Origin of the sequence: Thioalkalivibrio sp. K90mix, from assembly GCF_000025545.1 — a bacterium.
In the GTDB taxonomy this organism is placed as follows: domain Bacteria; phylum Pseudomonadota; class Gammaproteobacteria; order Ectothiorhodospirales; family Ectothiorhodospiraceae; genus Thioalkalivibrio.
Window position 1 is genome coordinate 2,698,276 of sequence record NC_013889.1, and the last position, 21,779, is coordinate 2,720,054.

Annotated in this window: 17 protein-coding genes; 9 read left to right on the forward strand and 8 right to left on the reverse strand. The window is 67.5% G+C overall.

The features are described from left to right. Window positions 1–119: 119 nt before the first annotated feature. A complete protein-coding gene (locus TK90_RS12855; protein ID WP_012983921.1) occupies window positions 120–842 on the reverse strand; it encodes an SDR family NAD(P)-dependent oxidoreductase in 723 nt (240 codons plus the stop codon). Window positions 843–1,131: 289 nt separating this feature from the next. Between TK90_RS12855 and TK90_RS12860 the strand changes: the two genes are divergently transcribed. Next, window positions 1,132–3,087 carry a GNAT family N-acetyltransferase gene (locus TK90_RS12860; RefSeq protein WP_012983922.1) on the forward strand — a complete coding sequence of 652 codons (1,956 nt, stop codon included), beginning with the start codon at window positions 1,132–1,134 and terminating at the stop codon, window positions 3,085–3,087. A 21-nt stretch (window positions 3,088–3,108) separates the two neighbouring features. Here TK90_RS12860 and TK90_RS12865 read toward each other — a convergent pair whose 3' ends face one another. From TK90_RS12865 to TK90_RS12875, 3 genes are all read right to left on the reverse strand, one after another. Next, window positions 3,109–5,124: a methyl-accepting chemotaxis protein gene (locus TK90_RS12865; protein WP_012983923.1), complete on the reverse strand. Its 2,016-nt coding sequence runs from the start codon at window positions 5,122–5,124 to the stop codon at window positions 3,109–3,111. 166 nt (window positions 5,125–5,290) lie between these two features. Further along, a complete protein-coding gene (locus TK90_RS12870) occupies window positions 5,291–7,204 on the reverse strand; it encodes an ATP-binding cassette domain-containing protein (RefSeq protein ID WP_012983924.1) in 1,914 nt (637 codons plus the stop codon). Between the two features lie 402 nt (window positions 7,205–7,606). After that, complete coding sequence (locus tag TK90_RS12875) at window positions 7,607–8,455, reverse strand: universal stress protein (RefSeq protein WP_012983925.1); 849 nt, start codon at window positions 8,453–8,455, stop codon at window positions 7,607–7,609. A gap of 250 nt (window positions 8,456–8,705) precedes the next feature. On the opposite strand from TK90_RS12875, the gene TK90_RS12880 reads away from it, so the two are divergent. The 7 genes from TK90_RS12880 (at window position 8,706) to TK90_RS12910 (ending at window position 15,773) form a co-directional block, all read left to right on the forward strand. Further along, window positions 8,706–10,544, forward strand: coding sequence for an SLC13 family permease (locus TK90_RS12880; RefSeq protein ID WP_012983926.1), 1,839 nt, complete (start codon window positions 8,706–8,708; stop codon window positions 10,542–10,544). Window positions 10,545–10,592: 48 nt separating this feature from the next. Continuing rightward, the gene (locus TK90_RS12885; RefSeq protein ID WP_012983927.1) at window positions 10,593–11,483 is read left to right on the forward strand and encodes a phosphoribulokinase; all 891 of its coding nucleotides are present in this window, start codon (window positions 10,593–10,595) and stop codon (window positions 11,481–11,483) included. A gap of 109 nt (window positions 11,484–11,592) precedes the next feature. Beyond that, the gene (locus TK90_RS12890; protein WP_012983928.1) at window positions 11,593–12,051 is read left to right on the forward strand and encodes a hypothetical protein; all 459 of its coding nucleotides are present in this window, start codon (window positions 11,593–11,595) and stop codon (window positions 12,049–12,051) included. Window positions 12,052–12,068: 17 nt separating this feature from the next. Next, window positions 12,069–13,196: an FIST C-terminal domain-containing protein gene (locus TK90_RS12895; RefSeq protein ID WP_012983929.1), complete on the forward strand. Its 1,128-nt coding sequence runs from the start codon at window positions 12,069–12,071 to the stop codon at window positions 13,194–13,196. Between the two features lie 14 nt (window positions 13,197–13,210). Further along, window positions 13,211–14,245, forward strand: coding sequence for an NADP(H)-dependent aldo-keto reductase (locus TK90_RS12900; protein ID WP_012983930.1), 1,035 nt, complete (start codon window positions 13,211–13,213; stop codon window positions 14,243–14,245). A gap of 17 nt (window positions 14,246–14,262) precedes the next feature. Further along, a complete protein-coding gene (locus tag TK90_RS12905; RefSeq protein WP_012983931.1) occupies window positions 14,263–15,045 on the forward strand; it encodes a TatD family hydrolase in 783 nt (260 codons plus the stop codon). After that, on the forward strand, window positions 15,042–15,773 hold the full coding sequence (locus TK90_RS12910) for a ThiF family adenylyltransferase (RefSeq protein ID WP_012983932.1): 732 nt from the start codon (window positions 15,042–15,044) through the stop codon (window positions 15,771–15,773). The genes TK90_RS12905 and TK90_RS12910 overlap by 4 nt, the downstream gene beginning before the upstream one ends. Window positions 15,774–15,872: 99 nt before the next feature. Here the strand turns inward: TK90_RS12910 and TK90_RS12915 are convergent, their stop codons facing one another. From TK90_RS12915 to glyQ, 4 genes are read right to left on the reverse strand one after another with little or no spacing between them, the layout of a single operon-like run. Continuing rightward, a complete protein-coding gene (locus tag TK90_RS12915; RefSeq protein ID WP_012983933.1) occupies window positions 15,873–16,514 on the reverse strand; it encodes a hypothetical protein in 642 nt (213 codons plus the stop codon). After that, the gene (locus TK90_RS12920) at window positions 16,504–17,259 is read right to left on the reverse strand and encodes a 1-acyl-sn-glycerol-3-phosphate acyltransferase (protein ID WP_012983934.1); all 756 of its coding nucleotides are present in this window, start codon (window positions 17,257–17,259) and stop codon (window positions 16,504–16,506) included. The genes TK90_RS12915 and TK90_RS12920 overlap by 11 nt, the downstream gene beginning before the upstream one ends. 9 nt (window positions 17,260–17,268) lie before the next feature. Further along, a complete protein-coding gene (glyS, locus tag TK90_RS12925; RefSeq protein WP_012983935.1) occupies window positions 17,269–19,350 on the reverse strand; it encodes a glycine--tRNA ligase subunit beta in 2,082 nt (693 codons plus the stop codon). 60 nt (window positions 19,351–19,410) lie between these two features. Continuing rightward, window positions 19,411–20,355 carry a glycine--tRNA ligase subunit alpha gene (gene glyQ, locus TK90_RS12930; RefSeq protein WP_012983936.1) on the reverse strand — a complete coding sequence of 315 codons (945 nt, stop codon included), beginning with the start codon at window positions 20,353–20,355 and terminating at the stop codon, window positions 19,411–19,413. Window positions 20,356–20,441: 86 nt separating this feature from the next. Here glyQ and TK90_RS12935 point away from each other — a divergent pair, with 86 nt between their 5' ends. After that, window positions 20,442–21,713: a cation diffusion facilitator family transporter gene (locus tag TK90_RS12935; RefSeq protein ID WP_012983937.1), complete on the forward strand. Its 1,272-nt coding sequence runs from the start codon at window positions 20,442–20,444 to the stop codon at window positions 21,711–21,713. The last annotated feature ends 66 nt before the right edge of the window (window positions 21,714–21,779 follow it).

Genomic DNA, 21,779 nt, shown 5'->3' on the forward strand with positions numbered 1-21,779 from the left:
CCGCAGACCACGATCCCGACTATACGCCTGCATTCCGGCAAAAGCCAACCGGCCCGCAAGAAAGTTTCGTGACATTCAGAGGCTTCGGCCGCTCGAGACCTGGATCGGCCCCACCCGGATCAGTCCAGCTGGCGGATGTCGACGAAGCTGCCCCGCGTGGTCTGGCGCAGCCGGGGCAGTACCGCGAGCACGGCCTCGGCCGCCTTCTCCGGCGTCGGCATGGTCTCGGTGCCACGCGCGGCCTTCAGCCGCTGCAGCACCGGGAAGGCCTCGCGGTCGGCCTCCTCACACAGGTAGTCCTGCATGGAGGTATCGATCAGGCCGGGCGCCAGGGCATTGATCGCGGTATCCTCGGGAAACTCGTGGGCATAGAGCTGCATCATCATGTTCAGCGCCGCCTTGGAGAGCGAGTAGCCGCTCCAGCCAGCATGACCGGACACCGAGGCCCCGGACGAGATCGCGACGACTTGTCCCACACGGATATGGCGACGCAGCAAGGCATCCAGGATGACCTTGTTGGCAAAAGTGTTGACATCCATCAGCAGGCGCAGCTCGTCCATCGACGCGTCCTGCATACGCTGCATGTGACCGAGCAGGCCGGCGTTCAGGATCACGAGATCCAGCGCATCGACACCGTCGAGCAGACGCTCCATCGCGGTGCCGGTGGCCTCGAAGTCGGCCAGGTCCACGCGCTCGTCCCCGGCCACGCCGGGCTCCGGGCAGCCCCGGCGGCTCATCCCGTAGACACGCGCACCCTGCCCCTGCAGCACCCGCGTCAGGCCAAGACCAAAACCACTGGAATTGCCCGTCACCAGTGCTGCGCCAATGACGCCATTGCTCATGCAAGCTCTCCTGCCGGGATGGACCAACGTGCAGGCTAACCGGAACCCCTTTCGTTCGCCATACTGACTCCCCTGCGAGCATCGTGCCCAGACGGAACGGGCGCCCGCACAGCGTTGCGGCTCCTTTGTGCAGAATGACTGCACGGCAGTCGCCATGCCCGGTTGGCACGCAAAAGCGACGAAGTCGCGAGCGTGTCCATTAATCCGTGTTTCCTTAAAGGTGCTCTACCCTCAACAGCCGTGCGCAGATTCATCTCTGGCGCCATGCCGATATGCGACAAGGATCCCAATGAGACAGGCAGAGGACAGACCCACCCTTGGCTGGCGGCGGCTTCTGGCCCACCCGATGTCGCAGGCGGCGCGCGAGCGTGCCGCCACCTGGCTCGGGCGGATGCCCAGCGGGAAAAGCTCGCTCTGGGTCGGCCGCGAGGCACCAGCGGACGTGGCGCGGGTAAACCCCGCGCAGGCTGGTCACTGGCTGGGACGCGAGGCCGACGCGATCGTGTTCGAGGCCTCCTGGCCCCTCCCGGCAGACGCCCTCGCCATCGCCGGGGGACTGCTGCGCGGGGGCGGCGTGCTCCTGCTGCTGGTCGATCCACCTGGCGACGGGGCGTTTGGCCGGCGTTGGGCGAACGCCCTGCGGCACGCGCCCGTTCACTGGGTGAATGACGATGTCGAGCAATGGCCAATCCCCGACGCGGGCGTACAGCCTCCCTGGGCCTGGACGGAAGATCAGCGGCGCGGGCTCGTGACCCTGGATGAACTTGGCCCCGGGGAATGTGGCGCACTGGTTGCTGATCGTGGACGTGGCAAGTCGACCTTGCTGGGGGAGTGGATCGCCTGCCAGCGCAGCGCCGGCACACCGGTCGTCGTCACGGCACCCGGCGCCGGCGCCGTTCGGGCGCTCTTCCGTCAGCTGGAACGCCACCCGGGGCCGTCGGTACCTTTCTGCTCCCCCGACCAGATCGAAGCCCTCGCCACCGCACCCGACACCCTGGTGATCGACGAGGCGGCGGCGCTGCCGGTCGACCGCCTGGTGCGGCTGGCGGGACGTGCCCGGCGACTGGTGCTGTCGACGACTACCGGCGGCTTCGAGGGCAGCGGACAGGGCTTTCGCCTGCGCGCGCTTCCCGCCCTGCAGCGCATGGGCTTCCGAATTCGGCAGATTGGGCTTGAGCAGCCCGTGCGCTGGGAGAGTGGCGACCCGCTGGAGGCCTGGCTGGATGACCTGTTCCTGATGCGGGCCAGGAGTCGCGCACCCGCCCGTCAGGCCGTGATATTTCACTGGCTGTGTGGCAAGGGCCTCGTCTGTGACACGCGTCGGCTCGAGGACGTGGCCGGCCTGCTCGCCGACGCCCACTATCGCACACGCCCGTCGGATCTGGCCCGCTGGCTGGACGATCCTGACGCGTACCTGATGCTGCTCCTCGGTGCGCAGGACCGGGCGCTGTTCGGGGTTGCCCTGGTCCAGAAAGAGAGTGGCCTGGCGCCCGAACTCGCGGAAGCGGTCTGGGCCGGGGAGCGGCGCCCCCAGGGACACTTCCTGCCCTGCACACTGGCTGCTCGCGGGGAGTTCGCTCTGGCCACCCGGGCCTGGTGGCGAATCCAAAGGCTCGCCGTACACCCCGCCTGGCAAGGGAGAGGGCTTGGGGGCCGCCTGCTGCGCGCAGTCGAGGAATGCGCGGCACACCACGACATCGCACTGCTTGGCACGAGCTTCGGACTGCAACCGGCACTGGTACGGTTCTGGGGACAGGCAGGCTGGCAGCCGGTGCGGGTCGGGGAACGACCAGATCCCGCCAGCGGCGAGGTGTCGATCGTGCTGACCCGGGCGTTGACACAAGACACCGCTGCCCTCGTCGATGCGGCCGCAGCGTCTTTCGCGCGCGACTGGCGCGAGGGCGGCGCCGCGCTACTGCGCGATCAGACGGGCCGGCGACGCCGGGTCCTTGAAGCCATCCAGCCGTCCGCCGTCACGGCACCCGACCGGGATCACGCCCGGGACATCGAAGAGATTCGAGCCTTTGCACGGCGGCAACGACCGCTCCAATGGATACGGGCCGCCCTGCGACGCTCCCTTGTTGCACACCCGCCGCAAGGACCGGAAGGAAGGCTGCTGCAATCCGCCATCGAGTCCCTGGATGACGAGGCGCTGGCCCGTGAACTGGGGTTTTCCGGACGGCGGGAGGCCGTTCGACGCCTGCGCCAGGCCGCGCAGACCTGGCTGGCGCACCCCGAGGCGTGACCCCAGGGCGCGCGAGCGACACTACAAGCGGAACTGGGCCAGTGCCTGCTGGATCTCGCGTTCCACCTGCTTGAGCTCGTCGGAGGCCGCACTGACCCGATCCGCCGTATTGGCCGACTGGTCCGCCCCGTCGGAGATCTGCACGATATTGCGGTTGATGTCCTCGACCACGGTGCTCTGCTGACGCGCGGCAACCGCGATCTGGTCAGTCATCTCGACGATCGTGGTCACCGACTGCCGAATCTGCTGCAGGGCCCCGTTCACTTCGGCGGTGTGCTCCATGGTGGTCTCGGCCTCGTCCTGGCCGTGCTCCATGGCCTTCACCGCGCTGCTGGTGGCGGTCTGCAGGCGCGAGATCATGCTCTCGATCTCGTCGGTGGACTCCTGCGTGCGGGTCGCCAGCTTGCGCACCTCGTCGGCCACCACCGCAAACCCGCGGCCATGCTCGCCGGCACGGGCGGCCTCGATCGCCGCGTTCAGTGCGAGCAGGTTGGTCTGCTCCGCCACGCCACGGATCACCTCGAGGATGGTGCCGATCTGCTTGGAGTCTTCACCCAGCTTGGCGACCGTACCGGCGGCCTGCTCGACCGTGCCCAGCAGGGAGGACATGGACTCGATGTTCTTCTCCATCACGTCGGCGCCGTTGTTCACCGCGCCGCTGGCCTCCTGCCCGGCCTGGGAGGTGGCGTCGGTGTTGCGCGCGATCTCCTCGGCGCTGCTTTGAAGCTCGTTGATTGCGGTGGCGACGCGTTCGGTCTCGTCGCGCTGACGCGAGACCACCTCGCGGGCCTGATAGGCCTCCTGATTCAGGTTCTCGGTGGCCCGGTTCAGCGTCTCGGTCCCGCTGCGGGCATTGCCGATCGCCTGCGCAATCTTGTCGGTGAAGCGGTTGAACGCGCGCCCCAGCTGGGCAGTCTCCAGCAGGCCGTTCTCGTCCAGGCGACGGCTGAGGTCGCCATCGCCGTCGGCGATCTCTTCCAGCGCTTCGGTCGAGTGGGCCAGCGCACGGCGTACCACCAGGATGATGAACACCGCGCCGGCCACACCCAGGATCACGCCGATCAGCGCCAGCACGCCCTGCGTCACCTGGGTATTGCGCATGGTCGCGGTCAGCTCGGCGGCGGACACTTCGGCACGGCCGGTGATGCGCTCGGACAACTGCTGCAGTTCATTACGTGCCTCGAAGATCACGGGGCCGACCTCGGTACGGATCAGGAATGCGTCCTGCAGGGCCTCCTCGCTGCCGTGGATACGAACGATGTCCTGGATCGCGCTATCCAGATCGTTCAGAAGCCCTTCGAAGTCCTCGACCGCGATCTGTTGCTCGAAGTCGAGCTCGTCGTACTGCTCCAGGAGCCGCGCCAGGACGTCATGGGTCTGCCCGAGATAAAGGCGCAGGTTCTGCTCGAAGGAGTCATCACGAAACGCGATGAAACCGCGCAGGTTCGAGGTGATCTGCAAAAGGTTGGTGCGCAGGCTGTAGAAATCGCCGAGACGCTCGAACGAGCGCTGGAAGCGTGCCCGCGCCATCTCCTCGTCGATCATGGTGCTGGTCAGCTGGGTCATCTGCATGGTTGCCGGATTGGCACGCGAGTTGGCGACACCCTGGGCCGGCATGTTCTGGGCCACGTCCTCGGCCACTTCAATCAGACGGTCACGGTGCGCGGCAAAGCCATCGATGTTCGCGCGCACCTGTTCCGCAGAGGCACTCAGCTCATCCGAGCCCCGCACGACCGGATCGTTGACCAGGGCATCCATGGCGACGTCCAGCTCGTCCATCGCGTTCAGCCAGGCGTCGCGGTGCTCCTCTTCCTCGCTCATCAGGTAGAAGCCCAGAAAGGCGGCACTCTCCTGCAACAGCTGCTCCACCTCATTGACGCGCGCCACGGCCGGATAGTCGGACTGGGTCAATTCGGCCACGCCCTGTCCGCCCACATTCAGGGCACGCAGCGCCAGCAGCGAATTGATGATCAGGATCGCGACGACCAGCCCGAAGCCGGCGATCAGCAGCCCCCGAATGGAGAGTTTGTCCAGCATGGTGTTGACTCCTTCCTTCGCGCCTTCTGCCGGGCGCATGCCATCACGTGCAAGCGGGTCATTCCGCTGCCTGTAGAGACGATTCATCCCCTGTTACGGCCGCATTCCCCTGAAGTTGAGCCCGGCCGTTTTGAGAATCCCATCACACCGGATGACGCGGAAAGGATCAGGGTGATTCCAGCGCCTCCCAGCGCTCGTAAGCCGCCGCCAGGTCACGTTCGACCTGTTCCAGCCGGGCCTGCATCTCGCGCACCCGCTCGCCATCGCGCAGCACCTCCGGGTCCGACAGGGCCTCGGCCAGTGACTGGTGTTCGTTTTCCAGTGCCTCGATCCGGCCCGGCAGGGCCTCCAGTTCGCGTCCCTCCTTGTAAGAGAGTTTGCGGGCGCGGGGTGGTGGTTCCGGGGTCGCGGGCGTCGACTCGGACCGGGCCTCGGGTGCGGCAGGTGTCTCCCGGGTCCCGGTATCCGCTTCACGCGTGAGCAGGCGATGTGTCACGCGAGGGGGCAGGTCCGACCAGCCGCCGACGAACTCCTCGACCGTGCCATCCCCGGGCAGCACCAGCGTGCTGGTGGCGACATTGTCGAGGAAGGCGCGATCGTGGCTGACCACGATCACCGTGCCGGTGTACTCGATCAGCAGCTGCTCCAGCAGCTCGAGGGTCTCGACGTCCAGGTCGTTGGTGGGCTCGTCGAGGACCAGCAGATTGGCCGGGCGCAGGAACAGCTTGGCCAGCAACAACCGGTTGCGCTCGCCACCGGACAGGGCCGATACGGGCTGGCGCGCGCGTTCCGGCGGAAACAGGAAGTCCCCGAGATAGCTCAGCACATGCCGGGTCTCGCCATTCACGGTGACGCGGTCGCGGCCCTCGCCGACCGCATCCTGCACGGTGGTCGTCTCGTCGAGACGCGCGCGGGCCTGGTCGAAATAGGCGATCTCGAGCTGGGTACCCAACTTCACCGTTCCGGCAAGCGGCTCCACCTGACCCAGCAGCCCGCGCAGCAGCGTGGTCTTGCCGGCGCCATTGGGTCCGACGATGCCGAGGGCGTCGCCACGCTGTAGCAGCAGATTGACGTCACGCGCCACCGGCATGTCGTCATAGCCGAAGTCCGCGTGCTCCGCCTCGATCACCAGACGCCCGGAACGCTGCTCGGGCGACAGTTGCATTCGCACCTGCCCCCCGCGCTCGCGTCGCTCGGCGCGCTTCTTGCGCAGGGCCTGCAGGGCGCGCACCCGGCCCTCGTTGCGCGTACGCCGCGCCTTGATGCCCTGGCGGATCCAGGTCTCCTCCTGCGCCAGCTTGCGATCGAACTCGGCGCGCTGACGCGCCTCGACCTCCAGACGCTCGGCCTGGCGCGTGCGGAAGGCCTCGATCGAGGGCGGATGCTCGTACACCTGGCCGCGGTCCAGCTCCAGGATGCGGGTGGCCACCTGTTCCATGAACTGGCGGTCATGGCTGATGAACACCACCGTGAGCCCGCTCCCGCGCAGGAACTCCTCCAGCCAGCGGATCGCGGCGACATCCAGGTGGTTGGTCGGCTCGTCCAGCAGCAACAGCTGCGGTTCGCACACCAGCTCGCGCGCCAGCCAGACGCGGCGCTTGAGCCCGCCGGAGAGCGCGGCGAAACCGGCCTCGGGGTCAAGTTCCAGGCGCGAAAGCGTCGTTTCGACCCGGTTCTGCAGGCTCCAGCCGTCGATCGCCTCCAGCCGGGCCTGGACCGGGCCCATCTTCTCCAGGGCCTCGGCATCACCACCCGCGGCGGCCTGGCTCAAGTGATGAAAACGCTCCAGCAACTGCCCGGCCTCACCCAGCCCCTCGGCGACCACATCGAACACCGTGCCGTCGACCCCGGGTGGCAGCTCCTGGGTCAAGTATGCGGTCGTCAGGCCGTCCTGGCGGACCACCTCGCCCGAGTCCGGCTGGATCGCACCCGCGATCACCTTGAGCAGGGTGGACTTGCCCTCGCCGTTGCGCCCGGCCACCGCCACGCGTTCACCGGGCTCCAGGCTCAGGTTGAGGCCGTCCAGCAGGGGGGCCATGCCGTAGGCCAGGTGGATATCGCGCAGGGTCAGCAGAGCCATCGAGATCTAGGGAAACACTGATTCATGTACACGCTCGCGCTCGAGTCGCTTTTGCGTGCGAACAAGGCGCGGTGACCGCCGTGCAGTCATTCTGCACAAGGGAGCCGCAACGCAGTGCGCACGCAAAAGCGGCCGAGCCCCTTCGTCCATTAAGTTGTGGGGTTGGCACCCCAGGTTCCCCGATCCGGCGTTGCGCCCCGAACCAGTCAAGAACGGGCGGGTAGAACCACTACCCGCTGCACGACGCGCCTTGTCTCGGACAACCTGGGGTACCAACGCGAGTGTGTACATGAATCAGTGTTTCCCTAGAGAAATCCAGTTGAAGAGCCCGGCAAACGCCGGGCGGAAGGGTTCAGGGGGAATCGTGAACCAGGGGGTGCGACCAGGGAAACAAATGCTTCCCTAGTCGTTGAGCTCCTTGACCACCAGCACCGGGCAGTCGGCGCCGCCGATCACGCGCTCGGATACCGAACCCATCAGCAGACGCTTGAGGCCGGTGCGCCCGTGGCTGCCCACGACGATCAGGTCACGGTTATCGCGCCGCGCCACGTCAATCAGGGTGACCTCGGCGCGGCCTTCCTCGAAGGTCGCGTCCGCCTGAAGGCCCTGCTCCCGGGCCTCGCCCTGCAGGCGCTGGATCGCATCGACACCCTCCTGGCGACGCTCCTCGCTCTGGCCGGGCACGGCGACCGAGGCGATAGTAATCGGCAACTGGCAATAGCCGGCGAGCTCGATCGCCGCACGCGCCGCCTGATCGCCCAGTTCGGAGCCGTCGGTCCCGACCAGCAACCCCCGGTGCGGCGCCTGCGCGCCCCGCGGAACGACCATGACGTTACACGGCGCCGTGCCCACCACCTTGCGCGTCGCGTCGCCGACCATCAGACGTGCAAGATCGTTGCGGTCGCGGCGCCCGATCACGATCAGTCCAGCCTTGTATTCCTCGGCGATCTTGACGATCTCCTGGTGCCGGTCCACCCCGTGACGCAGGATGGGCAGGGCATCAAGGCCCTGTTCGCGCGCCTTTTTCTCGAGCACGTCCAGGTCGCCCTGCGCGGTCACGCTCGCATCGTGGCTGCGCCGGGGCGACAGCGCGTCGTGTTGCGTATCGGTCGGAATGATACGGGCGAGGATGAGCCGGGCCCCGCAACGCTGAGCCAGATCCAGGCCAACGGCCTCGGCCGACTCGCTGAACTCGGACCCGTCGGTCGCCAGCACGATGGTCTCGAAACGGCAAAGCGGGGCATCGGACATGGGGCGTCTCCCTGACGGTTTTCGTTCAGCATAACCGACCGGCCGGCGTACGACAGCCAGCGTCTCGCGAAAGGTCCAAACGGCCCGGTTTTTGCGTCCAACCGCCCGGGATGAAATAATCGCGCGCTTCCAAGGGGGAGCACCGGCGACGCCTCCCACGCCACTGGCTACCGGCCAGGGCCGCTCGCCAGCCCCCTCAGCCCCGGCCCTGCACCGTCCGGTGCGGGTCTTCAGGACACGAAATCGATACATGGAAAACCTTACGCTGACCACCGAGATGATCGTGGTGCTCGCGCTGCTGGCGTTCACCATCTTCCTGTTTGTGACGGAGGTCATCCGTGTGGACCTGGCTGCCATCTCGGTGATGGTGCTGCTCGGCCTGCTGACGCTGGTGCCCGGGCTCGGGCTGCTGGTCGCGCAGGACGAACTGTTCAGCGGTTTTGCCTCCAATGCGGTGATCGCGATCATCGCGGTGATGATCATCGGCGCCGGGCTCGACAAGACCGGCGTAATGCACAAGGTGGCCGCGTTCATCATGCGCGTGGGCGGTACCACCGAGAAGAGCATCATTCCGACGGTCTCCGGTACCGTCGGCGTGATCTCGAGCTTCATGCAGAACATCGGCGCGGCCGCGCTGTTCATGCCGGTGATGAGCCGGATCTCCAGCCGCCTCGGGATACCACTGTCGCGCCTGCTGATGCCCATGGGTTTCGCCGCGATCGTCGGCGGCACCATCACCCTGGTCGGTTCCAGCCCGCTGATCCTGCTGAACGACCTGCTGCCATCGAACATGGAGCCCTTCCAGCTGTTCGACGTGACCCCGATTGGCCTCGCGCTGCTCGCCACCACCATCGTCTACTTCGTGGTGCTGGGCCGTTTCGTACTGCCATCGGTCAAGTCCAAGTCCGCGCAGCGCGAGAGCGCCCAGGAGTACTTCCAGCGGGTCTACGGCCTGTCCTACGAGATCCACGAGGTCTTCGTGCCTGAGAAGGACCCGCTGGTGGGCCGCACCGTGGCCGAGATCGAGCGCGAGACCGGGATCGCGATCGTCGGCACCTACGTGCGCGACGAGCTGCGCATGGCCCCCTGGACCGGCTACGAGATCCAGGCCAACTCGCACCTGGCCGTGCTCGCCAGCCCCGAGCGCATGGAAAAGCTGTGCGAGGGCACGCGCAAGCGGCCGACCACCCGCCTCGACGTATTCGCGAATGCGCTGGACACCAGCCGCTCCGGGGTGGCCGAGGTCGCCATCGCGCCAGGGTCCAATCTCGCCGGCAAGACCGTCACCGAACTGGCCATGCGCCAGACCTATGGCCTGTCAGTGATGCGAATCCAGCGCGGCAGCGAGACCTTCGGCGAGGGCCTGCGTGACATCCCACTGGAGATCGGCGACATCCTGGTCGTGCACTGCACCTGGGAGTCACTGGCGCGCCTGGACAAGGATCGCGATTTTGTCGTGATCACTTCCGACTACCCGCGCGAGGAACTGCGTCCTTCCAAGGTCCCGCATGCGCTGTTCTTCCTGGCGCTCACGGTGGGCCTGATCCTGTTCACCGACCTGATGCTGTCGGTCGCGCTGCTGACCGGCGCACTGGGCATGATCCTGACCGGCGTGATCAGCCTCGACGACGCCTACCGCTCGGTCAGCTGGAAGACCGTGTTCCTGCTGGCCTCGCTGATACCGCTGGGGATGGCGGTGGAGAACACCGGCACCGCCGCCTGGATTGCGCAGAACACGCTGGAGCTGCTGGGGACCGTCCCGCCCTGGGTGCTGCAGGCGACGATCTTCGCGCTGGCCACGTTCTTTACGCTGGTGATGTCCAATGTCGGCGCGACCGTGCTGCTGGTCCCGCTGGCGATCAACTTCGCGGTCGCCGCCCAGGCGGCGGGTATGGAGGCCGACCCGCGCGTTTTCGCGCTGACCGTGGCGATCGCCACCTCGAATTCCTTCCTGATCCCGACCCACCAGGTGAACGCCCTGATCATGGGCCCCGGTGGTTACCGGGTGAAGGACTATATGAAGGCGGGTGGCATCATGACAATCCTGTTTGCCGTGGTCGCCATGTTCATGCTCAACCTGATTTTCTAGACTCCCTTTCCACCACCTTTGCGCAACCCGTTTGCAAGGAGAAATCCCATGTCCCAGAAGCATCCCGTAATTGCGGTGACCGGTTCCTCGGGGGCCGGCACCTCCACCGTCAAGCGCTCGTTCGAGTCGATCTTCCGTCGCGAACAGATCAACCCGGTCGTCATCGAGGGCGACAGCTTCCATCGCTATGACCGCAAGGCGATGAAGGAGGCCATGAAGAAGGCCGCCGACGAAGGCAATCAGCATTTCTCGCATTTCGGTCCCGAGGCCAACCTGTTCGATCGCATCGAGGATCTGTTCAAGACCTATGGCGAGACCGGCCAGGGCCAGAAGCGCTACTACCTGCACTCCGACGAGGAAGCCGCCGCCCACAACGAGCGTCTCGGCACCAACCTCGGCCCGGGCGAGTTCACCCCCTGGGAAGAGATCCAGCCGGGTACCGACCTGATGTTCTACGAAGGCCTGCACGGCCTGGTCGTGAACGGTGAAGTAAATGCCGCGCAGCACGTGGATCTGGGCATCGGCGTGGTGCCGATTGTGAACCTCGAGTGGATCCAGAAGATCTTCCGCGACAACGCCGAGCGCGGCTATTCCGCCGAGGCCATTGTGGACACGATCCTGCGCCGCATGCCGGACTACGTGAACTACATCACCCCGCAGTTCGGCCACACCGACATCAACTTCCAGCGCGTGCCGACGGTGGACACCTCCAACCCGTTCATCGCCCGCGACATCCCCACCCCGGACGAAAGCATGGTGGTGATCCGCTTCAGGGAGCCGAAGAAGTTCGGCGTGGACTTCCCCTACCTGCTGAACATGCTGCCCGATTCCTTCATGTCCCGGCCCAACACCATCGTGGTGCCCGGCGGCAAGATGAGCTTCGCGATGGAGGTCATCCTCGCGCCGATCATCCACGACATGCTGGCGCGTCGCGGCTGAGCACAAGCGCTCCGGAAGTTCCCCTAGCCCCGCTCCGGCGGGGCTTTTTTGTGGCTGCAGGCGTTTGGGCTAGCATTCCGGCGATCCTGCAAAGACCGATGGAGTTGCCGTGTTCGGAGTGTTCGGGCCGCGCCCCGCGCAACAGATGGAACGCTTTCGCAGCCGCTACACCGGCCGCTCGCTGATCGTGCATCAGGGCTTCGAGGGCGACTGGCTGGAGGAGCTGCTGAAGCAGCCCGGCGGCGGCGGGCACTTCCGCATCGACAGCCGCCGCCTGCCGGCGCGGCGTCCCACGCCGATCGAGTGGCTGGTACAGACCCATGTGCTGCCACTGGCGCTGCCCCAGCCGCTTTATCTGGACGTCCGCGAGGACGCAATCCTCGCGCGCCACCTGATGCGGGGCGAGCGTGCGGTCCACCCCTCCGAGATCGCCTGGTTCCTGGAGGAGCTGGACACCCGCCACCATGCCCGCCTGGAGTTCGCGGAGAACGACCGGATGACCATCCGGCGCGGCATCCCCGAAACCGACAACGAGGCCCTCAGCATGCTGGAGCAGCTAGGGCTGTGACGGAACCAAGGACCCCGATGGAACGCTTTGTCAGTACCGCCGCCAGCGGCCATGATCCGCGCACCCTCGCCACGGAACTGATCCAGGGGCTGGGCGCGTTGCCGCCCCGGGAGCCGGAGACCGTGCGCGTGGGCTTTATCTACGTCTCCGACGCGCTGAGCCGCAATGCCCGCCTGGTCATGGACACGCTGCGCAAGGAACTCGGGGTAGACCATTTCGTCGGCGGCATGGGCATGGCCGTAATCGGACCGTATCAGGAGTTTTACGAAGACCCGGCGATCACCCTGATGGTCGGCGACTTCCCGGCCAGTTCGGCACGCGTGATCCAGCGTCCGGTCCACAGCCTGGACGAGCTGAAGCAGGCCCTGGACGGCTTTCTCGACCCCGCCACCCCGGGCCGCCTGCTGCTCAATGCCGATCCGCGCACGGAGGGTGTGGAGGCCGTGCTGACCGAGATCGGCGACCAGACTGCCTGGTTCGCCACCGGCGGCATCCACTCCGGCGAGGAGGGGGCGGTGCAGATCGCCGATGGTGTGGTCGCGTCCGGCATCACCGGGCTGGCGCTGCGTGACGACGTCGCGATCGCGGCGCGACACAGCCAGGGCTGCACCCCACTGCCCGGCCAGCACGAGTTGACCGAGACCTGGCGCAACATCATCGTGCAGCTGGACGGTCAGCGGGCGCTGCCGGCATTCAAGGGCATCATCGGCGACGTCCTGTCGCGCGACCTGGAGCGGGCGCTGGGCTACATCCTGGTCGGCTTCCCGATCCCGGGCTCCGACACCGGTGACTACCGGGTCCGCAATATCATTGGCGTGGATCTCGACCAGGAAGTTCTTGCGGTCGGCGAGCTGCTGGAGCCCGGGCAGAAGATCCTGTTCGTGCGCCGCGACGGCCAGGCCGCCCGCGAGGACCTCGAACGCATGCTGGAGCAGATCCGCGCCCAGGCCCCCAACGGCATTCGCGGGGCGGTCTATGTCTCCTGCATCGGGCGCGGGCGTCACCAGTTCGGCCAGGAAGGCACGGAACTGGCGATCGTGCAGCAGGGTCTGGGAGATGTGCCCCTGGTCGGCTTTTTCGCCAATGGCGAGATCTTCGCCAACCGCCTGTACGGCTATACCGGGGTCCTCACCCTGTTCACCTGAACCAAGGGACTGACATGCAATACCGCAAACTGGGACGTACCGATATCGAGGTCAGCCTGATCGGCCTGGGCACCATGACCTGGGGCGAGCAGAACACCGAGGCCGAGGCCCACGAACAGCTGGACTACGCGCTCGATCAGGGCGTGAACCTGATCGATGCCGCCGAGATGTACCCGGTCCCGCCGCGCGCGGAGACCCAGGGCCTGACCGAGACCTATATCGGCAACTGGCTGGCGAAACGCGGCAACCGCGACCAGGTGGTGCTGGCCAGCAAGGTCGCCGGCCCCGGCATGATCGACTACCTGCGCGGCGGCCCGCAGCTGAACCGCGAACACATCGAGCAGGCCCTGAACGACAGCCTGAAACGTCTGCAGACCGACTATCTGGATCTCTACCAGGTCCACTGGCCCGCCCGTTCCACCAACTTCTTCGGCCAGCTCGGCTACGTCCACAAGCCGGATGCAAGCGCGACCCCGATCGAGGAGACCGCGGCAGCGCTGAAGGCGGTGGTCGAGAGCGGCCGCGTGCGCACCATCGGCATCTCCAACGAGACCCCGTGGGGCTTCATGGAGTGGATCCGCGCCCATGACCGCGGCCTGTCCGAACGCATCGTCACCATCCAGAATCCCTACAACCTGCTCAACCGCAGCTTCGAGGCGGGGCTGGCCGAGATGGCCATCCGCGAGGACGCCGGCCTGCTGGCCTATTCGCCGCTGGCCTTCGGCATGCTCTCCGGCAAATATCTGGACGGGGCGAAACCCGAAGGGGCGCGCCTGACGCTGTTCGAGCGCTTCCAGCGCTACAGCAACGAATCGGGCCTGGCCGCCACCGCGGAGTATGCACGCCTCGCGCGCGATCACGGCCTGACGCCGTCGCAGCTGGCGCTGGCCTTCATCAACCAGCAGCCCTTCGTGACCAGCAACCTGGTCGGGGCGACCACGATGGACCAGCTGCGCGAGAACATCGCAACCGTCGACATCACCCTGTCCAACGCCGTGCTGGAGGCCATCGAGGCCATCCACGCCCGCTACACCTACCCCTGCCCGTAAATCCGGGACGGGGCCCGGTGCACCTGATCGATACACACGTCCACCTGGACCTGGACGCGTTCGACCCGGATCGCCCGGCGGTGCTGGACCGCGCCCGCGCCGCCGGGGTGCAGGAGCTGGTCCTGCCAGGCGTCACCCGCGCGCGCTGGCCGGACCTCGACGCCCTCCACCGCCAGCACGCGGGTCTGCATATCGCCTACGGCCTGCACCCGATTTTCCTGCAGGATCATGCGGACGCGGACCTCGACGCCCTGGAGGCCTGGCTGGAGATGCACCCGGAGGCCATCGCGGTCGGCGAGATCGGGCTCGATGGCTACAAGGACGGGCTGGACTGGGACCGCCAGTGGCGCTTCTACACGCGGCAGCTGGCGATCGCCCGCGAACGCGACCTGCCGGTGATCATCCACAGCCGCCGGGCGCTGGACGCGGTCCTGAAGGGCCTGCGCCAGTACCCCGGCGTGATCGGCATCCTGCATGCCTTTATCGGCTCGCCGCAGCAGGCCCGGCAGGCGGCGGATCTCGGCTGCTGCCTGGGCATCGGCGGGCCGGTCACCTACGAACGTGCGAAACGACTGCACCGCGTGGTGCGCGAGGCCCCGCTGGAGGCCCTGGTCGTGGAGACCGACGCCCCGGATCAGCCGCTGGCCGGGCACCAGGGCGAGCGCAATGAACCCATGATGACCGCCGAGGTGAACCGCCATCTGGCCCGCCTGCGGGACATCGACCCGGCCGAGATGGCTATAATCACGTCACAAAATGCACGCCGGGTCCTCCGGCTCCCGAACGACCCGGATTCATGAGCACGCCCCACAATCCCTACAGCGAACGCACGGACCTCCTGCTGGGTCCCGATGTCACCGCCGGCCTGCGCGACCGGCATGTATTCATCGCCGGCCTCGGCGGCGTCGGGAGCTATGCCGCCGAGGCCATCGCCCGCGCCGGGGTGGGGCGCATGACCCTGGTGGATCACGACGTGGTTGCCGCCTCCAACCTGAACCGCCAGCTGGTGGCCCTGCGTTCCACCCTGGACCAGCCCAAGACCGCGGTGATGGAGGCGCGCATCCGGGACATCGACCCGAAGATCGAGCTGAACATCCAGCGCGAGTTCCTGCGCCCGGACAGCATCGTCGATCTGGTGCCGGACGACGCCGACTTCGTGCTCGACGCGATCGACTCCATCGCCTGCAAGGCCGCGCTGGTCGCCGGGGCCCAGCGCCGCGGCCAGGCGGTGATCTCGAGCATGGGGGCCGGCGGGCGCATCGACCCGACGGCCGTGCGGGTCGGCCCACTGGAGGCCACCCGCGTCTGCCCGCTGGCAAGGCAGATGCGCAAGAACCTGCGCCGCGTGGGTGCGCGGCTCGACTACCCCGTGGTGTTCTCGATCGAGCAGCCGCGCAAGGGCACCGAGCACCGCCCGGTCGAGGGGGGCCGCCCGCGCTCGGTTAACGGCACGATCTCCTACCTGCCCGCAATCTTCGGCCTGACCGCCGCCGGCCACGTGATCCAGACCCTGATCGCCCGCGCCTGACACACACAACCCGGTCATTGCGAAGCGCGAAGCGACGCGGAAATCGACCGACACTGCCCCCGACCGCACGGCACACGCAGGGGTCATCGCAGTACTTCGTTATTCGTCGAAGACCGCCTCGATGCGGGTCTGAATGTGCTGGTCGGCGTCCGGGCCGTACTGCGTGCTGGCGGGGTCGAAGCCGTCGCAGAAGGCGTAGGCGAACTTCAGGTCCTTCACGCCCAGGGCGCCGAACAGACGCGCCTCGAAGGAGTGATCCTCCGCGTTCTGGATCAGCGTAGGCCAGCCATCCGCCCCCGGTGCCAGCGCGGGGCCGAAGAACACGACCCCCGGCAGGTTCTTCAGGCGCAGGGCACAGGTGCCCTCGGTCACCCCGGCCATCGGCAGGAAATCGATGGTGCGCGACAGGCGCTGCTTGCGGTTGAAGGCGATGTCGATCTCGCCGCCGGCGGCGCGGATCGCCGGCGCCTCGGCCTCGAACGCCAGGGTCTCCAGCCCCGCCGCCCGCCAGGCCTCCAGGTCCTGCGCGCCATGGCGGCTGGGCAGGAACAGGTAGGCGGGCTTGGTGATCGCCCGAATCGCCTCCAGCAAGGCTTCGGAGTACGCCGGGGCGTTGACCAGCACACCGCCCAGCTCGCGGTCGTCGATCAGCCAGACGGCCGGGTCCGAGTCGCCCACGCGGTAGATGCTGCGATCGCGCAACTCAACCAGCGGCGCACTGATCAGGGGTTTACTGGCCATGCGGTTCCTCCGACGACGGTTTCGCGGCACGCGGCTCGATCCCGGCCATGGTGGTCTCGATCCATTCCTCGGCTTCGTTTAGCACCTCGACCGGCTTGCGCCCGGCGGTCTCGATCGGCGGGCCGACCACCACCTCGATGGTGCCGGGGTAGCGCCGGAGGCCCTTTTTCGGCCAGAAGCTGCCGCTGTTCAGCGCCACCGGCAGCACCGGATAGCCGGTGCGCGCCGCCAGTATCGCGCCACCCTGGCGGTAGCGCCCGTGCTCGCCCGGGGCCACGCGCGTGCCCTCGGGGAAGACGATCACCCAGCGGCCCTGATCCAGGCGCTGCTGGCCCTCCGCGACCAGATTCTCCAGGGCCTGACGCCCGGCCTCGCGGTCGATCGGGACTGGATCGAGCATCGACAGCGTCCAGCCGAACAGGGGGATGCGCATCAGTTCGCGCTTGAGCACCCAGGTCTGCATCGGAAAGATCGCCACAAAGGCGACCGTCTCCCAGGCGGACTGATGCTTGGACAGCACTACATGCGGTCGCGAGGAGTCGATGTGCTCGGTGCCCCGCACCCGGTAGTCAACACCACAGGTGACGCGCAGCCACCAGACATTGAAGCGCCCCCACTGGGTCAGGACGCGATAGCGCGCCGGGCGCGAGAGCGGCCAGATCAGCGGCGGGACCAGCAGTCCGAACACCAGCGTGGAGCCGATGAACCCCAGCTGGAACAGCAGGCCGCGGATCAGGGGGAGCATGGGGCGGCGCTACCCCGTCGCCAGGCGACCGATATCGGCCACGGTCTCGAAGGCGCGGCGCAGTTCGCGCAGCAGCGCCAGGCGGTTGCGCCGCTCGGCGGCATCCTCGGCCATCACCATCACCTGGTCGAAAAAGGTATCGACGCGATCACGGAGGCCCGCCAGCTCGCCCAGGGCGTGCAGGTAGTCGCCATCAGCCACGGCCTGCTCGACACCGGGACGCACCGCCTGCAGGCCCTGGTAGAGCTGGCGCTCCTCGTCCAGCGCCAGGGCCTCGGGATCGAGGTCGGCCTCGGCCTCCTCGCCCGCCTTGCGCAGCAGGTTGTGGATGCGCTTGTTCGCCGCGGCCAGGGCCTCGGCCTCCGGGCGCTCGCGGAACAGGCTGACCGCTCGCACACGGTGGACGAAGTCCAGCGGTGTATCGGGCGCGACCGCAGCCACCGCCTCGATCGTCTCGTGCGCCTGGCCCTGCTCCAGCAGGTAGCCGCGCAGGCGCTCGAGGATGTAGTCACGCACCGGCTCCACCGCCTGATCGGCCTCCGGCACGCGTTCGCGGATGGGTTCGGCGGCGGCCTGCAGCAAAGGGGTCAGGGCCAGCGGCAGTTCGCGCTCGACCAGGATGCGCACCAGCCCCAACGCGGCGCGGCGCAGGGCGAACGGGTCCTTGGTGCCGGTGGGCTGCTTGCCAATCGCAAAGATCCCGACCAGCGTATCCAGCCGGTCCGCCAGCGCCAGTGCCTGGGCCAGCGGGGCATCCGGCAGTTCGGAGCCGGACTGGCGCGGCCAGTAGTGCTGCTCGATCGCGGCAGCGACGGTCTCGTCCTCGCGATCGTGCAGGGCGTAGTAGCGGCCCATCGTGCCCTGCAGCTCGGTGAACTCGAACACCATCTGGGTGACCAGGTCGCACTTGGCCAGGCGCGCGGCGCGCGCGGCGAGGTTCGCATCCAGCCCCATCAGCACGGCCAGGCGCTGCATCAGGGCCTCCAGCCGCACGGACTTGTCGCGCAGCGTGCCCAGGCGTTTCTCGAACACCACCGAGTCCAGCGCGTCCAGCCGCTCTTCCAGGCGCTTCTTGCGGTCCTGCTGCCAGAAGAACTCGGCATCCGCGAAGCGCGGGCGCAGCACGCGCTCGTTACCGTCGCGCACCGCGTGCGGGTCGCGCGACTCGATATTGCTGATGACGATGAAATGCGGCTGCATGCGCCCGGCCTCGTCGACCACCGGGAAGTATTTCTGGTTGTCCTGCATGGTGGAGATCAGCGCCTCCTGCGGGACCTCCAGGAAACGCGGGTCGAAGCCGCCGGTCAGGGCCACCGGCCACTCCACCAGCGCGGTCACCTCGGCCAGCAGGTCGGCATCCACCAGTGCGCGCCCGCCCAGGGCCTGAGCCTGCTCGTGGACCTGTTCCAGGATGCGCTCGCGGCGGGCCTCGAACGAGGGCTCGACAAAACCGGGGCTGCGCAACCGCTCGGCGTAGTCGTTGCCGCGCTTGAGCTCCAGCGCGCCGGGCTGATGGAAACGGTGGCCGTGCGTGGCCCGCCCGGCGGTCTGCTCCAGCACCGTCATCTCCAGCACCTCGGTCCCGTGCAGGACGACCAGCCAGTGCGCGGGGCGCACGAATTCGGTGCGGCTGCTGCCCCAGCGCATGCGCTTGGGCGTGGGCAGGGCCTCCAGCGCGGCCGCCAGCATGTCCGGCAGCAGCTCGCCCAACGGGCGGCCGGGCTGCAGCTGGCGAAACACGAGGTATTCGCCCTTGTCGGTGGTCTCGCGCTCCAGGCGCTCGACCTCGACGCCGCAGGAGCGGGCAAAGCCCAGCACGGCCTTCGTCGGCTCGCCGGCGTCGTCGAAGGCAGCGGCCACGGCCGGGCCGCGACGCTCCTGGAGTTGGTCCGGCTGCTGCCCCGGGATGTCCGGGAACAGCACGGCCAGCCGGCGTGGCGTAGCGAACGTCTCGGGCTCGCCCGGCTCCAGCCCGGCCTCGCGCAGGCGGGTGGTCAGGCCTTCGGCCAGAGCATCGCGCAGGCGTGCCAGCGCGGTCGGGGGCAGCTCCTCGGTGCCCAGTTCGATCAGGAGTTCGCGGGCTTCAGCCATGTCGGGTCCGTGTCGGGTCCATCGGGGCCGCGCGGATGGGCGCGGTCCGTACAGATAGGTTCAGGCGGCGTCGGGCCGATTCGTGTCGTCGTCGGCGCACAGCGGGAAGCCGAGGGCCTCGCGCGACTCGTAGTACTTCCGGGCGACGTTTCGCGACAGCTCGCGCACGCGCAGAATGTAGCGCTGGCGCTCGGTGACCGAGATCGCGCCACGGGCGTCCAGCAGATTGAAGCTGTGCGAGGCGCGCAGCATCTGCTCGTAGGCCGGCAGCGGCAGGCCCAAGTCGATCATTCGGTCGCTCTCGTTCGCATGCTGGTCGAAGGCAGCGAACAGGGCGTCGCGGTCGGCGTGCTCGAAGTTGTAGGTAGACTGCTCCACCTCGTTCTGGTGGTAGACGTCGCCATAGGTCACCGGGCGACCGTCCGGGCCGACGGTCCAGACCAGGTCGAATACGCTCTCCACCCCCTGCAGGTACATCGCCAGGCGCTCCAGCCCGTAGGTGATCTCGCCGGAGACCGGGTAGCAGTCCAGCCCGCCGACCTGCTGGAAGTACGTGAACTGGGTAACCTCCATGCCGTTCAGCCAGACCTCCCAGCCCAGACCCCAGGCGCCGAGGGTCGGGGACTCCCAGTTGTCCTCGACGAAACGCACGTCGTGGGTCAGGGTGTCGAAGCCCAGCGCCTGAAGCGAGCCCAGGAAGAGGTCCTGGATATCCGGCGGCGATGGTTTCAGCAGCACCTGGAACTGGTAGTAGTGCTGCAGGCGGTTGGGGTTGTCGCCGTAGCGCCCGTCGGTCGGACGACGGCTGGGCTGGACATAGGCCGCACGCCACGGTTCCGGCCCGATCGAGCGCAGGAAGGTCGCCGGATGGAAAGTGCCGGCCCCCATCTCCATGTCGTAGGGCTGCAGCACCACGCAGCCGTGGTCGTTCCAGTAGTCCTGCAGACGGCGGATCAAGTCCTGGAAGGTCGGGCTGCTGCTGGACGGATTGCGTTCTTGCGACATGCGGGGTCCCGGATCAGGGCAAAGCGCACAGTATATCGGCCGGGCTCCGGCTGCGGCCACCGCCAGTGTAGGCACGGGTGTCTTGCATGCCTCCGATGCAGGCCCATACTGAAGGCCTGACCCTGTTTGGGAGAGACGTCCTGAGCGACCCCCGCGCCAACTCCGAATCGACGATCTCGCCCGAGAACGGCCGACGCTACCGCGCCACGCGCCGCGTAACGGTCGTGGGTGCGGTGGTGAATGCCTTTCTTGCCCTGGCGCAGCTATTGAGTGGGTGGCTGCTGAACTCGCAGGCGCTGATCGCCGACGGCGTGCACACGCTGTCGGACCTGATCACCGATGGTGTGGTGCTGTTCGCCGCCGGCAAGGCCGCCGCCTCGCCCGACCATGACCACCCGTACGGGCACGGGCGCATCGAAACCCTGGCCACCGTGGTCGTCGGCGTGTTCCTGGCACTGGCTGGCCTCGGCATCGCCTGGGCCGCCGGGCAGCGGCTCGTGGATACCGCAGCCGCGACCGGGCCGGCCCCGGCCGCGCTCGCGTTTGCGGTGCTGACTCTGGTCGCCAAGGAAGGGCTCTATCAGTACACCCACCGGGTCGCGAAACGGATCGGATCGCGCATGCTGGATGCCAACGCCTGGCACCACCGCACGGATGCGATCTCCTCGCTGTTCGTCCTGATCGGGGTCGGGGCGGCGGTCGCGGGCTTCCCCTGGGCCGACGCCCTCGCAGCCCTGATCGTCGCCCTGTTCATCCTGCATATCGCCGGACGCCTGATCGTACGCAGCGCGTCCGAACTGATCGACACGGCGCTGGATGCGGAGGAGGTCGCGCGCATCCGTCACACGATCATGGAGGTGCCCGGGGTGAAGGATGCGCACATGCTACGTACGCGGCGTCACGGCAGCGACGTGGTCGCCGATGTACATATCCAGGTCGCCCCGATGATCTCGGTTTCCGAGGGACACCGGATTGCCGATGCCGTGTACTGGGCCGTCACCCAGCGCCATGAGCGGCTGCGGGATTTTACGGTTCATGTGGATCCGGAAAACGACGAAGATCAGGCCCGAAGCTCGAACCTGCCCCTGCGTCCGGAGGTCGCCGAGGCGGTGCGCGAGGCCTGGGCCGACATCCCGGAACTGGATCGCCTGGAACAGCTCTCCATGCACTACCTAAATGGGCGCATCCACCTGACCCTGACACTGCGCCTTGACGGGGCATGCACGCCCGCGGACCTGAACGCGCGCGGCGAGACCCTGTCACAGTCGCTGCAGGGCCATCCGCGACTCGAGGGACGTCTGGGCGAAGTGAAAATCCTCTATCGCCCATGCACCACGGATGTGCACGAAAAGCCTTGATGCACTAATGTGGTGCCGACTCCGCACGAATATCGTGCAGCATGGAAAGCCGCGTACTTCCAACCG

What these genes read in the sequence shown, in the direction of transcription:
- TK90_RS12855 (WP_012983921.1), bottom strand. Translation starts at nt 842, where the DNA reads ATGAGCAATGGCGTCATTGGCGCAGCACTGGTGACGGGCAATTCCAGT.
- TK90_RS12860 (WP_012983922.1), top strand. Translation starts at nt 1,132, where the DNA reads ATGAGACAGGCAGAGGACAGACCCACCCTTGGCTGGCGGCGGCTTCTG.
- TK90_RS12865 (WP_012983923.1), bottom strand. Translation starts at nt 5,124, where the DNA reads ATGCTGGACAAACTCTCCATTCGGGGGCTGCTGATCGCCGGCTTCGGG.
- TK90_RS12870 (WP_012983924.1), bottom strand. Translation starts at nt 7,204, where the DNA reads ATGGCTCTGCTGACCCTGCGCGATATCCACCTGGCCTACGGCATGGCC.
- TK90_RS12875 (WP_012983925.1), bottom strand. Translation starts at nt 8,455, where the DNA reads ATGTCCGATGCCCCGCTTTGCCGTTTCGAGACCATCGTGCTGGCGACC.
- TK90_RS12880 (WP_012983926.1), top strand. Translation starts at nt 8,706, where the DNA reads ATGGAAAACCTTACGCTGACCACCGAGATGATCGTGGTGCTCGCGCTG.
- TK90_RS12885 (WP_012983927.1), top strand. Translation starts at nt 10,593, where the DNA reads ATGTCCCAGAAGCATCCCGTAATTGCGGTGACCGGTTCCTCGGGGGCC.
- TK90_RS12895 (WP_012983929.1), top strand. Translation starts at nt 12,069, where the DNA reads ATGGAACGCTTTGTCAGTACCGCCGCCAGCGGCCATGATCCGCGCACC.
- TK90_RS12900 (WP_012983930.1), top strand. Translation starts at nt 13,211, where the DNA reads ATGCAATACCGCAAACTGGGACGTACCGATATCGAGGTCAGCCTGATC.
- TK90_RS12910 (WP_012983932.1), top strand. Translation starts at nt 15,042, where the DNA reads ATGAGCACGCCCCACAATCCCTACAGCGAACGCACGGACCTCCTGCTG.
- TK90_RS12915 (WP_012983933.1), bottom strand. Translation starts at nt 16,514, where the DNA reads ATGGCCAGTAAACCCCTGATCAGTGCGCCGCTGGTTGAGTTGCGCGAT.
- TK90_RS12920 (WP_012983934.1), bottom strand. Translation starts at nt 17,259, where the DNA reads ATGCTCCCCCTGATCCGCGGCCTGCTGTTCCAGCTGGGGTTCATCGGC.
- glyS (WP_012983935.1), bottom strand. Translation starts at nt 19,350, where the DNA reads ATGGCTGAAGCCCGCGAACTCCTGATCGAACTGGGCACCGAGGAGCTG.
- glyQ (WP_012983936.1), bottom strand. Translation starts at nt 20,355, where the DNA reads ATGTCGCAAGAACGCAATCCGTCCAGCAGCAGCCCGACCTTCCAGGAC.
- TK90_RS12935 (WP_012983937.1), top strand. Translation starts at nt 20,442, where the DNA reads ATGCCTCCGATGCAGGCCCATACTGAAGGCCTGACCCTGTTTGGGAGA.